12 protein-coding genes are annotated in these 12,547 nt (G+C 58.4%); 5 read left to right on the forward strand and 7 right to left on the reverse strand.

Annotated features, from left to right (window positions below):
• Window positions 1-170 precede the first annotated feature (170 nt).
• Complete coding sequence (locus tag ACM6JQ_RS26915) at window positions 171-554, reverse strand: PaaI family thioesterase (RefSeq protein WP_414894989.1); 384 nt, start codon at window positions 552-554, stop codon at window positions 171-173.
• Window positions 554-2,878, reverse strand: coding sequence for a Tex family protein (locus ACM6JQ_RS26920; RefSeq protein WP_414894990.1), 2,325 nt, complete (start codon window positions 2,876-2,878; stop codon window positions 554-556). Before ACM6JQ_RS26920 ends, ACM6JQ_RS26915 begins: the two co-directional genes overlap by 1 nt.
• A 357-nt stretch (window positions 2,879-3,235) precedes the next feature.
• Here ACM6JQ_RS26920 and ompR point away from each other — a divergent pair, with 357 nt between their 5' ends.
• Window positions 3,236-3,976 (forward strand): two-component system response regulator OmpR, encoded by a 741-nt coding sequence (ompR, locus tag ACM6JQ_RS26925; RefSeq protein ID WP_007917928.1) that lies wholly within the window; start codon window positions 3,236-3,238, stop codon window positions 3,974-3,976.
• 113 nt (window positions 3,977-4,089) lie between these two features.
• Window positions 4,090-5,403 carry an ATP-binding protein gene (locus tag ACM6JQ_RS26930; protein ID WP_095113937.1) on the forward strand — a complete coding sequence of 438 codons (1,314 nt, stop codon included), beginning with the start codon at window positions 4,090-4,092 and terminating at the stop codon, window positions 5,401-5,403.
• Window positions 5,404-5,726: 323 nt separating this feature from the next.
• Here the strand turns inward: ACM6JQ_RS26930 and rimK are convergent, their stop codons facing one another.
• Both rimK and ACM6JQ_RS26940 read right to left on the reverse strand, forming a co-directional pair.
• Window positions 5,727-6,632: a 30S ribosomal protein S6--L-glutamate ligase gene (gene rimK / locus ACM6JQ_RS26935; RefSeq protein WP_007949201.1), complete on the reverse strand. Its 906-nt coding sequence runs from the start codon at window positions 6,630-6,632 to the stop codon at window positions 5,727-5,729.
• Window positions 6,629-7,090, reverse strand: a complete 462-nt coding sequence (locus ACM6JQ_RS26940) for an ATP-dependent zinc protease (protein WP_171057267.1) — start codon at window positions 7,088-7,090, stop codon at window positions 6,629-6,631. The genes rimK and ACM6JQ_RS26940 overlap by 4 nt, the downstream gene beginning before the upstream one ends.
• 236 nt (window positions 7,091-7,326) lie before the next feature.
• Here ACM6JQ_RS26940 and ACM6JQ_RS26945 point away from each other — a divergent pair, with 236 nt between their 5' ends.
• Window positions 7,327-7,734: an RNA-binding S4 domain-containing protein gene (locus ACM6JQ_RS26945; protein WP_007917939.1), complete on the forward strand. Its 408-nt coding sequence runs from the start codon at window positions 7,327-7,329 to the stop codon at window positions 7,732-7,734.
• Between the two features lie 111 nt (window positions 7,735-7,845).
• Here ACM6JQ_RS26945 and ACM6JQ_RS26950 read toward each other — a convergent pair whose 3' ends face one another.
• On the reverse strand, window positions 7,846-8,646 hold the full coding sequence (locus tag ACM6JQ_RS26950) for a phosphatase PAP2 family protein (protein WP_007917940.1): 801 nt from the start codon (window positions 8,644-8,646) through the stop codon (window positions 7,846-7,848).
• 105 nt (window positions 8,647-8,751) lie between these two features.
• Between ACM6JQ_RS26950 and hslO the strand changes: the two genes are divergently transcribed.
• Both hslO and ACM6JQ_RS26960 read left to right on the forward strand, forming a co-directional pair.
• The gene (gene hslO, locus ACM6JQ_RS26955; protein ID WP_007917941.1) at window positions 8,752-9,654 is read left to right on the forward strand and encodes an Hsp33 family molecular chaperone HslO; all 903 of its coding nucleotides are present in this window, start codon (window positions 8,752-8,754) and stop codon (window positions 9,652-9,654) included.
• A gap of 181 nt (window positions 9,655-9,835) precedes the next feature.
• A complete protein-coding gene (locus ACM6JQ_RS26960) occupies window positions 9,836-11,377 on the forward strand; it encodes a phosphoenolpyruvate carboxykinase (protein ID WP_007917942.1) in 1,542 nt (513 codons plus the stop codon).
• 117 nt (window positions 11,378-11,494) lie between these two features.
• On the opposite strand, the gene ACM6JQ_RS26965 is transcribed toward ACM6JQ_RS26960, so the two are convergent.
• A complete protein-coding gene (locus tag ACM6JQ_RS26965) occupies window positions 11,495-12,094 on the reverse strand; it encodes a Fic/DOC family protein (protein ID WP_126359108.1) in 600 nt (199 codons plus the stop codon).
• Complete coding sequence (locus ACM6JQ_RS26970; RefSeq protein ID WP_007917944.1) at window positions 12,094-12,264, reverse strand: YhfG family protein; 171 nt, start codon at window positions 12,262-12,264, stop codon at window positions 12,094-12,096. The genes ACM6JQ_RS26965 and ACM6JQ_RS26970 overlap by 1 nt, the downstream gene beginning before the upstream one ends.
• Window positions 12,265-12,547 lie beyond the last annotated feature (283 nt).

Here is a 12,547-nt window from a genome sequence, read left to right on the forward strand (position 1 = left end):
CGTTATCGCCTGGTTTTTCTAGCCGGTCAGCCGCACACATACCTGTAGGAGCTGCCGCAGGCTGCGATCTTTTGATCTTGCTATTGAAAAACAAAATCAAAAGATCGCAGCCTGCGGCAGCTCCCACAGGATTCGTTGCGCCGAAATTAACTCAAATTGATGGCGTCTAGCTACAGGACAGCGAACGTGCCTTGCGCTTTTGCGACCAGTTTGTCGCCATGCATCACGTCGGCTTCGACCACCAACGTGCGGCGGCCCGGGTGAATCACCCGCGCCGTGCACAGCACCTCACCGTCGGAAACGGCGCGGATATAGTTGATCTTGCACTCGATGGTCGCGCTCTGCTGATCAAAGCCGTGGGTGCTGGAACAGGCCAGCCCCATGGCGATGTCGACCAGACTGAACAGCGCGCCACCGTGCAATTTGCCGCCGCGATTGCGCAGTTCCGGTTCCAGCACCAGGGCGACTTGCGCCACCCCGGTTTCCAGGCTGTGCAGGCGGCAGCCCAACAGCTTGAAAAACGCGCTCTCGACGAGCCCGGCCGGAATTTCCATCAGCGTTTCTTCAACTGCTTGGCGTTGGCGAACAGCGAGGCCATCGCGTTGTTCACTGGTGCGGCGGTCGAGGTTTCCTTGCGTGGCGCATTGTTCGAAGGCTGGCGCTGCGCCGAGCCCGGACGCGAACCACGGGCACCGTCGATTTTCTCGCCGGGGGTGTCGCCCATGCGCATCGACAGGCCAACGCGTTTGCGCGGGATGTCGACTTCCATGACCTTCACTTTCACCACGTCACCGGCCTTCACCGCTTCACGCGGATCCTTGATGAATTTCTCCGACAGCGCCGAGATGTGCACCAGACCGTCCTGATGCACGCCGATATCGACGAATGCGCCGAACGCGGTCACGTTGGTGACGACGCCTTCGAGGATCATCCCCAGTTGCAGGTCTTTCAGGTCTTCGACGCCTTCCTGGAACTCGGCAGTCTTGAACTCCGGACGCGGGTCGCGGCCGGGTTTTTCCAGTTCCTGGAGGATGTCGGTCACGGTCGGCAGACCGAAGGTTTCGTCGGTGAATTTCTTCGGATCCAGACGCTTGAGGAAGCTTGCATCACCGATCAGCGAGCGGATGTCGCGGTCGGTTTCAGCGGCAATGCGCTGCACCAGCGGATAGGCTTCCGGGTGAACCGCCGACGAATCCAGCGGGTTGTCGCCGTTCATCACGCGCAAGAAACCGGCGGCCTGTTCGAAGGTTTTTTCGCCCAGACGTGCGACTTTTTTCAGCGCCGCGCGGGTTTTGAAGGCGCCGTGCTCATCGCGGTGAGTCACGATGTTCTGCGCCAGCGTCGCGTTGAGGCCGGAGATCCGCGCAAGCAGTGCTACCGAAGCAGTGTTCACATCAACGCCGACGGCGTTCACGCAATCCTCGACCACTGCGTCCAGACCACGCGCCAGTTTCAACTGCGACACGTCGTGCTGGTATTGGCCGACACCGATGGATTTCGGATCGATTTTCACCAGTTCTGCCAGTGGATCCTGCAGACGCCGGGCGATGGATACGGCGCCACGGATCGACACGTCCAGATCCGGGAATTCCTTGGCCGCCAGTTCCGACGCCGAGTACACCGATGCACCCGCTTCGGAAACCATGACCTTGGTCATCTTCATCGCTGGATACTTTTTGATCAGCTCGATGGCCAGTTTGTCGGTTTCGCGGCTGGCGGTGCCGTTGCCGATGGCGATCAGGTCAACCGAGTGCTTGGCGCACAGGGCGGCCAGAATGGCGATGGTCTGATCCCACTTGTTGTGCGGCACGTGTGGGTAAACCGTGGCGTGATCCAGCAGCTTGCCAGTCGAGTCGACCACGGCCACTTTGCAACCGGTACGCAGGCCCGGGTCGAGACCCAGAGTCGCGCGCGGGCCGGCTGGGGCGGCCAGCAGCAAGTCGTGCAGGTTGTGGGCGAACACGTTGATCGCTTCGGTTTCGGCGCCGTCACGCAGTTCGCCGAGCAGGTCGGTTTCCAGATGCGTGTAGAGCTTGACCTTCCAGGTCCAGCGCACCACTTCGCCGAGCCATTTGTCGGCCGGGCGGTTCTGGTTCTGGATGTTGAATTGCTGGCCGATCATGCCTTCGCACGGGTGCATGGTCCCCGGCAGTTCATCGCCGACTTTCAGCGCGGAGCTGAGGATGCCTTCGTTGCGGCCACGGAAAATGGCGAGCGCGCGGTGCGACGGCATGCTTTTCAGCGGTTCGTCGTGTTCGAAGTAGTCGCGGAACTTGGCGCCTTCTTCTTCCTTGCCAGCGATGACGCGGGCACTGAGGGTCGCTTCCTGCTTGAGATAGTTACGCAGTTTTTCCAGCAGGCTGGCGTCTTCGGCAAAGCGTTCCATCAGGATGTACTTGGCGCCTTCCAGCGCTGCCTTCACATCGGCCACGCCTTTTTCGGCGTCGACGAAGCGTGCGGCTTCGGTTTCCGGGTTCAGGTTCGGGTCGTTGAACAGGCCGTCCGCCAAGTCGCCGAGGCCGGCTTCCAGGGCAATCTGGCCCTTGGTGCGGCGCTTCTGCTTGTACGGCAGGTACAAGTCTTCGAGGCGGGTCTTGGTGTCGGCGAGTTTGATGTCGCGCTCGAGGGCAGGGGTGAGTTTGCCTTGCTCTTCGATGCTGGCGAGGATGCTGATGCGCCGTTCGTCGAGTTCTCGCAGGTAGCGCAGACGTTCTTCCAGATGACGCAACTGGGTGTCATCGAGGCTGCCGGTGACTTCTTTCCGGTAACGGGCGATGAAGGGAACGGTAGAGCCTTCATCGAGTAGCGCGACGGCCGCTTCGACCTGTTGTGGGCGTACACCGAGTTCCTCGGCAATGCGGCTGTTGATGCTGTCCATAAAACCACCTGACATATTGTGAAAGCAGGCTCGCAGGCACGGAAATAAAGGCCCGGAGTCTGGTTGAGCGGCTAGAAAATTGCCGCTGCCTGGGTCAAAAGGCAGCCCATTGACCCGTGAAATCGAACAATTACTGCGCTCGGCAGGAAAAAAGCCTGCCACCTGCGGTAACGATTCAGACGTTGCCTGGCACAAAACGCCGCGCATTATAACCAGCGTTCTGTCGTTCGGGGGCGTTGCAGTCTGTAGGCATAAACCCCGGTTTTCTGGCAGTGAAGGAAAAATCTGCTAACAATGCACACGGTGCGTATAACGGCAGCTACGCCATAATGCGCGCCGAGCTAAAAGGAGCATCCAATGAGCAGCACTGCACAAACTGCTGAAGGCGAAAAAATTCTCATCGTTGACGACGATCCGGGCCTGAGCAGCCTGCTGGAACGTTTTTTCGTCAGCAAGGGCTACCGTGCCCGCACCGTACCGAACACCGAACAGATGGATCGTTTGCTGTCGCGTGAAGTTTTCAATCTGGTCGTCCTCGACCTGATGCTGCCCGGCGAAGACGGTCTGACCGCTTGCCGCCGTCTGCGTGGCGCGAACAACCAGATTCCGATCATCATGCTCACCGCCAAGGGCGATGAGTTGAGCCGCATCAAGGGCCTGGAACTGGGCGCCGACGATTATCTGGCCAAGCCGTTCAACCCGGATGAGCTGATGGCCCGCGTCAAAGCCGTGTTGCGTCGTCAGGCCACACCGGTACCAGGCGCACCGGGCAGTGAAGACGAAAACGTCACGTTCGGTGATTACGTCTTGTCGCTGGCCACCCGCGAACTGAAACGCGGCGACGAAGTGCACATGCTCACCACCGGTGAGTTTGCGGTACTCAAGGCTCTGGTGATGAACGCGCGTCAGCCGCTGACTCGCGACAAGTTGATGAACCTGGCCCGTGGCCGCGAGTGGGATGCCCTCGAGCGTTCCATCGACGTGCAGATTTCCCGTCTGCGCCGCATGATCGAGCCGGATCCATCGAAGCCGCGCTACATCCAGACCGTCTGGGGCGTGGGCTACGTGTTTGTACCGGATGGCGCCGCCACCAAGTGATCGGCGATTTGTAGGAGCGAGTCTGCAGGTTTTGGTCGAACGGCCAGGCCCGCAGACTCGCAATCCGCAATATGCGAGCATTGCTCGCTCCTGCAAGTGTGTAGCGGTTATAGATGAAAACCCCTGTCTGGTTCCCCCAAAGTTTTTTCTCTCGCACCCTCTGGCTGGTGCTTATCGTCGTGCTGTTTTCCAAGGCGCTGACCCTGGTTTATCTGTTGATGAACGAGGACGTGCTGGTGGATCGCCAATACAGCCACGGCGTCGCCCTGACGCTGCGAGCCTATTGGGCTGCCGATGAAGAAAACCGCGCGAAGATCGCTGATGCCGCCACCCTGATTCGGGTCGTGGGCGCCGGTGTGCCGGAAGGCGAACAGCACTGGCCGTACAGCGAAATCTACCAGCGGCAGATGCAGGCGGAACTGGGTGCCGACACCGAAGTGCGCTTGCGCATGCATTCACCGCCAGCGTTGTGGGTGCGCGCACCGAGCCTCGGTGACGGTTGGCTCAAGGTGCCGTTGTATCCGCACCCGTTGCGCGGCCAGAAAATCTGGAACGTGCTTGGCTGGTTCCTTGCCATCGGCTTGCTGTCGACGGCATCGGCGTGGATTTTCGTCAGCCAGCTCAACCAGCCATTGAAACGCCTGGTCTATGCTGCCCGGCAACTCGGTCAGGGTCGCAGCGTACGTCTGCCGATCAGCGATACGCCGAGCGAGATGACCGAGGTGTATCGCGCCTTCAACCAGATGGCCGAAGACGTCGAGCAGGCCGGGCGCGAGCGTGAGTTGATGCTCGCCGGTGTGTCCCATGATTTGCGCACTCCGCTGACCCGGTTGCGGCTTTCGCTGGAGTTGATGGGCGATCGCAATGACCTGACCGACGACATGGTGCGCGACATTGAAGACATGGACGCGATTCTCGACCAGTTCCTCGCGTTCATCCGCGACGGTCGTGACGAGTCGGTGGAAGAAGTGGATCTGACTGATCTGGTGCGCGAGGTTGCAGCACCGTACAACCAGAATGAAGAGAAAGTGCGTTTGCGTCTGGAGCCGATCCAGCCGTTTCCGCTGCGTCGGGTATCGATGAAACGCTTGCTGAACAACCTGATCGGCAACGCCTTGAACCATGCCGGTGGTCACGTTGAGGTCGCCGCTTATGTGTCCGGGGACGTCAGTGCGCCGTATGTGGTGCTGAGCGTGATGGACCGAGGTGCGGGGATTGACCCTTCGGAGCTGGAGGCGATCTTCAATCCGTTTACCCGTGGTGATCGTGCGCGGGGCGGGAAGGGCACTGGCTTGGGCTTGGCGATCGTGAAGCGGATTGCTTCGATGCATGGCGGTAATGTTGAATTGCGTAACCGGTCCGGTGGTGGACTGGAAGCGCGGGTGAGGTTGCCTTTGGGATTGTTGCTGCCGCGAGATGCTGTGTAGGTCAAAAGCCCCTCACCCCAGCCCTCTCCCAGAGGGAGAGGGAGCTGACCGAGGTGTTTTGCGTCATACATCGACCTGAAAGACTGAGTCGATTATGGATCCGGTACAGCAAGATCAAGTCGGCGTATCTCTTAATCATCCCCCAATCGGCCCCTCTCCCAGAGGGAGAGGGAGCCGACCGAGGTGTCTGGCGTCATACATCGACCTGAAAGACTGGGGCGATTGTGGATTCGGCACAGCAGGATCAGGTCGGCGTATCTTTTAAGCATCCCCCAATCAGTCCCCTCTCCCTTCGGGAGAGGGCTAGGGTGAGGGGCTCGCTTTTAGCCCTTGCCTTTGGTGCGAGTCATATTCGGCCCGCCATTCTTCTCAAGATGCTCAATGATGATCCCCGCCACATTCTTGCCGGTGGTGGTCTCGATCCCTTCCAGCCCCGGCGACGAATTCACTTCCATCACCAACGGCCCGTGATTGGAACGCAGGATATCCACACCCGCCACTGCCAGGCCCATGACCTTGGCCGCGCGCAACGCGGTCATGCGTTCTTCCGGGGTGATTTTGATCAGGCTGGCGCTGCCGCCGCGATGCAGATTGGAGCGGAACTCACCCGGTTTGGCCTGACGCTTCATCGCCGCGATCACTTTGTCACCGACCACGAAGCAACGAATATCCGCACCGCCCGCTTCCTTGATGTACTCCTGAACCATGATGTTCTGCTTCAGGCCCATGAACGCCTCGATCACCGATTCTGCGGCCGTGGCGGTTTCGCACAGCACCACGCCGATGCCCTGCGTGCCTTCCAGCACCTTGATCACCAGCGGTGCGCCGTTGACCATGTCGATCAGATCGGGAATGTCATCCGGCGAGTGAGCAAAACCCGTCACCGGCAGACCGATGCCGCGCCGCGACAGCAGTTGCAGCGAACGCAGCTTGTCCCGCGAACGGGCGATGGCCACCGACTCGTTGAGCGGAAATACCCCCATCATTTCGAACTGGCGCAACACCGCGCAACCATAAAACGTCACCGACGCACCGATCCGCGGGATCACCGCATCGAAGCCTTCCAGCGGTTTGCCGCGATAGTGGATCTGCGGCTTGTGGCTGGCGATGTTCATGTAGGCGCGCAGGGTGTCGATCACTACCATTTCATGCCCGCGCTCGGTTCCGGCTTCGACCAGACGGCGGGTGGAATACAGACGCGGGTTCCGCGACAGCACAGCGATCTTCATGCAACACCTGTGGAAGAGGTAGATACCGGGAACACCGGCTTGTCTTGTACATATTTGATGCCCGGATTGACCACCAACTGGCCATCGATCAGGGCTTTGGAACCGAGCAACAGGCGATAGCGCATGGACTTGCGGCAGGCGAGCGTGAACTCGACCGGCCAGACCCGATCACCGAGGGCCAGGGTAGTGCTGATGACGTAGCGCACCTGCGCATGGCCGTTGGAGCTTTTGATGGTTTTGCGTGTTACCAGAGGGGCTTCGCAGCGGCGGTGGCGCAACTGCACCACCGTGCCCAGGTGCGCAGTGAATCGCACCCACTTCTCGCCGTCGCGTTCGAACGGCTCGATGTCGGTGGCATGCAGGCTGGAGGTGCTGGCGCCGGTGTCGATTTTTGCTCGCAGGCCCGCAACTCCCAAATCCGGGAGCGCCACCCACTCGCGCAGACCGACAACGGTCAAATGGTCAAATGTCTTCAAAAAAATGCTCAACCGTGACAACCGCTTCAGCCCGCACGAGGCCGGATTCGCGGTATTCACGCAGAATAAGGGTTAAAAGGCGACAGATTTCTACAGCCCGGATTTCCGGCCCCGGAAGCAGGCGCCGAAACGCGCGCATTGTAATCCGGGACGCGGTCATTCATGACATGAGTGAAACGGTAGTACAGTTCATCAATATTTCAGAATGAGGAAATGCCATGGCACAAAAAAGCGAAGAGGACGACAAGGTCCGTCTCGACAAGTGGCTGTGGGCCGCGCGTTTTTACAAAACCCGTGCCTTGGCCAAAGCAGCGATCGAGAGTGGCAAGGTGCATTGTCGCGGCGAGCGCTGCAAGCCTGGCAAAGAGCCACGCATCGGCGATGAGTTCGAGATTCGTACCGGCTTTGAAGTGCGTACGGTGAAGGTCGAGGCGTTGTCGATTGTTCGACGCGGCGCACCCGAAGCGCAGACGTTGTATGCGGAGACCGAGGCGAGTATTGCCAAACGTGAAGCGGCTGCGGCAATGCGCAAGGCGGGGGCGTTGGGCGTGAGCACCGACGGCAAACCGAGCAAGAAGCAGCGGCGGGATTTGTTCAAGTTTCGCGGCAGTAGTAACGACGAATAATCGCGTTGTTGCTGCTGGCCTCTTCGCGAGCAGGCTCACTTCCACAGGATAATGTGGGAGCAAGCCTGCTCGCGAATCGAGGGCGCAGCCCTCGCCGAAGACCGCTCGGTATCAGGCGCTACGCACCACACTCATCCGCGCAACCAGCGGCAACTTGCCCAGCAACACAAAGATCGGCGCCGTCACCTTCAGCCAGAAGTTCGAGGCGTGATATGCAAACGGCGTGTAGTAACCCCAGCCCAACGCCCACACCGCGAGTAGCACACCGCCGATGTAATCGTCCTGACCCCAATGCGCACCGGCCACCAGGCGCGGCAGCATGAACAACAGCGCCAGGCCCCAGATCGTCACGAACTGGCCGGCCGTACGGCTGAACACGCCCATGAACAGCGCCCAGATCAACAACACCGAAGCGTGGTCACCGGGAAAGCTCTGGCTCGAGCGATCCTTCACTTCCCAGGTTTTTTCCAGATTCGGGAAGTAATCGCTGATGTGCACAGCTCCCTCAAGCATCATCGACGGGCTGCTGTGCTGCCAATCCATATGGTCGGCGAACTTGGAAAACAGTGCGCGAATCACCACCATCAATAGCAGGATCGAAAGAAAACCGAAAAAAGCCCGGCGCACGTCAATCGCCTTGAACACCCAGTCGCCCTTGATCAGCAGCGTCAGCAGGATCAAGCCCACGACGATGTCGAACGGACGCATACTTGCAATTGCCCAGATGTGGAGCCATATGGGGTTGCTGGCCAGCGGTGCATTGAGTGAGCGAAACAGCCACTCGTCGAAAATCACACACAGCGAGTTGCCCGTAGGCCATAACCAGAAAGCCAGTAGCGCTAATGGCACTATGTTGCACAGAACCAGCCGGCCGAGGTTCCACCTTGATTGGAACAAACCCGGATTGTTCATAAAATGCCTCCCATGGCAGAGCAGTCGGCACCAAAAAGAGTGCCAAGAAGTGCAAATTTTCACGTCTTGTAACCATTTTGTCACCACATTCAGATACCCAAAATTATGACCGACCTACCGGATACCGATTTCACCCAACGTTTCATCTTTGATGACAGCGACACACGCGGCGAACTGGTCGCACTTGAACGCAGCTACGCCGAAGTCCTCGCCAAGCACCCGTACCCGGAGCCGGTTGCACAACTGCTCGGCGAATTGATGGCGGCGGCCTCGTTGCTGGTGGGCACCTTGAAGTTCGACGGCTTGCTGATTCTGCAGGCGCGTTCCGAAGGCCCGATCCCGATGCTGATGATCGAGTGCTCCAGCGAGCGCGACATCCGTGGTCTGGCGCGTTATCACGCTGACCAGATTGCTGCGGACGCTACCCTCGCCGATCTGATGCCCAATGGCGTTCTGGCGTTGACCGTCGACCCGACTGTCGGCCAGCGCTATCAGGGCATTGTCGATCTCGACGGCGAAACCCTGTCCGATTGCTTCACCAACTATTTCGTCATGTCGCAACAGGTCGGCACCCGCTTCAAGCTGTTTGCCGACGGTCGTCGCGCTCGCGGCCTGCTGCTGCAGCAACTGCCGGCTGATCGTCTGAAAGACGAAGAAGATCGCGCCGCCAGCTGGCAGCACATCACCGCACTGGCCACCACCCTGACCGCCGATGAATTGCTCAGCCTGGACAACGAAACCGTACTGCATCGCCTCTACCACGAAGAGCAGGTTCGTCTGTTCGATGTGCAGAAACTGCGCTTCCGTTGCAGCTGCTCGCGGGAACGCTCCGGCAATGCGTTGGTCAGTCTGGGTCTGGAAGATGCGCAGCAATTGGTGGTCGAGCACGGTGGCAACATCGAGGTTGATTGCCAGTTCTGTAACGAGCGTTACCTGTTCGATGCCACGGATGTTGCTCAATTGTTCGCTGGCGCAGGCGTCGACACGCCGTCAGATACCCGGCACTAAAACGGTTCAGCGCAGGTAAATTCACTGCGTAACGACGGAATTTCGCCGTTACGACGGGAGGACCCTACTCTTTTTGGGCTTTTCTGGCATAATCCGGCCCACTTTTTTCGCGGTAGTAGTGCACGACTTTCTACTACAAAACGTTTGGAGCACACTCGGCCACTGGCCGACGGGGAACCTCATGACGCAAGCCAATAACGCCGTGTACACCGATCTGAGTGTTGATGATCTGGTAAAAGAAGCCCTGAACCGCGGTGAGGGCGAGCTTGCCGATACCGGCGCTCTGGTTGTTCGCACTGGTCACCGCACCGGTCGTTCGCCTGTTGACCGTTTCATCGTTGAAGAGCCTTCCACCCAGGCCGCTATTGCCTGGGGCCCGATCAACCGCAAGTTCCCGGCCGACAAGTTCGACGCGCTGTGGGCTCGTGTAGAAGCATTCAACAACGCGCAAGAGCACTTTGTGTCCCACGTGCATGTAGGCGCGGCGGAAGATCACTACCTGGCCGTGAAAATGACCACCCAGACTGCCTGGCAGAATCTGTTCGGTCGTTGCCTGTTCATTAACCCGGCCCAGTACAACCCGGCCGGTCGTGAAGAGTGGCAAGTGCTCAACGTGGCCAACTTCGAGTGCGTGCCTGAGCGTGACGGCACCAACTCCGACGGTTGCGTGATCCTCAACTTCGCACAGAAGAAAGTGTTGATCGCCGGTATGCGTTACGCCGGTGAGATGAAGAAAGCCATGTTCTCCGTGCAGAACTTCCTGCTGCCGGCCGCTGACGTGCTGCCAATGCACTGCGCTGCCAACATCGGCGAAGAAGGCGACGTGACCCTGTTCTTCGGTCTGTCGGGCACCGGTAAAACCACCCTGTCGGCCGACGAAAGCCGTTACCTGATCGGTGACGACGAACACGGCTGGGGTGAAGGCGTGGTGTTCAACATCGAAGGCGGTTGCTATGCCAAGTGCATTGACCTCTCCGAGAAGAACGAGCCGGTTATCTGGAAAGCCATCAAGCACGGCGCGGTGCTGGAAAACGTCGTGATCGACGACGCCAAGCACGCCGACTACGCCGATGTCAGCCTGACCCAGAACAGCCGCGCCGCGTACCCGCTGGAGCACGTAGCCAAGCGTTCCGAGCACAACCTTGGTGGCGAGCCAAACGCTGTAATCTTCCTGACCTGCGACCTGACCGGCGTACTGCCGCCAGTGTCGATCCTCAACGAAGAACAAGCGGCCTACCACTTCCTGTCCGGCTACACCGCGCTGGTGGGCTCGACTGAAATGGGTTCGGGCAGCGGCATCAAGTCGACCTTCTCCACCTGCTTCGGCGCACCGTTCTTCCCGCGTCCGGCTGGCGAATACGCCGAACTGCTGATCAAGCGCATCCGCGGCTTCGGCTCCAAGGTCTACCTGGTCAACACCGGCTGGACCGGCGGCGGCTACGGCGTCGGCAAACGCTTCAACATCCCGACCACCCGCGCAGTGATCGCAGCGATCCAGAGCGGCGCGCTGATCGGTGCAGCCACTGAACACCTCGACACTATCAACCTCGACGTGCCACTGGCCGTACCGGGCGTTGAAACCAACCTGCTCAACCCGCGCAACACCTGGGCTGACAAGGCTGCGTACGACGAGGCTGCGAAAGCACTGGCCGGTCTGTTCATCGAGAACTTCAAGAAGTTCGAAGTAAGCGACGCGATCAAGGCTGCAGGGCCTAAGTTGTAAGATTGGTTTGTTGTGAATGAAAAAGCCGCCTTTAGGGGCGGCTTTTTTGTGGGCGAAAACAAGACTAACTGGCAATATTCCCGCAGAAAATGGCCTTAACTACCAGAATACTGCCACTTAAAGAGCCAGCTTTTCGCCAATGCAGCGGTCAAAGATCGCCACTAGCCCCCGATAATCACATGACACAGCATCAATGTTTGCTGGGACCCAAGCGTCATCTTTAACCAGCCACCAATCGACTGGGAAGCCTGCGTTAATAATGATTTGTTCAAATAATAGGCGTTGCGCTCGGCCATTACCTTCGCGAAAAGGATGGATGACATTCAAATCGCCATAAGCCTCAGCGATGTTCACCACAAGTTCTGGTTTGCCCATTCCCGCGAACCACGCCGAGCGCTCCATCACGCTAAAGATTTTTTGCGCTTCTGGAAGAATTCGCTCTGCAGTGCAGAAAAATGTTTGTCCCTTTTTGATGTTAACGGTACGCAACTGCCCGGCCCAATCGTAAACATCGCAAAAAAGAGTTTTATGGGCGTGCTGCAGGACACTTAAATCATAAGGAGGGGGGAGAAGACGAAATCGACTGATCGCGATTTCCGAGAGCTCTCGCTCTGCTTTTTGCAGTTCTTCTTCAGAATGGATGTCGAGCAAGTTACGCAGAACATCACTATGAGGGTAGCAATAGGGGTCTTGTCCGACCCCATATTTGTCCGTCATTAACGTGCAGTCTGACGATATTTTTCAATGACCGATTCCCTTGATGGAAGCGGTTTCTCGGCATCGGCACGGCTGGTATCGAAACCTTCCAGACGTAAGCTCGCCAGATAGTTTGACCGGCGTACTTTGTCGTAATAAGCCTGCTTCTGCTGGAACGTCAATTCGCTCATTTCATAGGCCTCTTGGTGCAGGACTCCAGTGTAGCGCAATCGTGTGGAGTGATAGGTCGGGATTTTCGATCCTTAAAGCGAGGCTGTTCATCGAGAGTCTGTTGGTTTTTTTGAATCATTTTGCCAGCCTTGGATATACGCGATGGTGCACATTCACCACGCAGAATTTCGTCCATTTCTCGCACGCTTTCCATCAGCTCATCAAAGAGTTTGCTTATGGTTGCTCCCATGGTTGATTACCGTTTTTTGATCGCTCTCACAGAGTGCATAAGAGCGATACGAT

The sequence above is a fragment of the Pseudomonas sp. IT-232MI5 genome, from assembly GCF_949767845.1.
In the GTDB taxonomy this organism is placed as follows: domain Bacteria; phylum Pseudomonadota; class Gammaproteobacteria; order Pseudomonadales; family Pseudomonadaceae; genus Aquipseudomonas.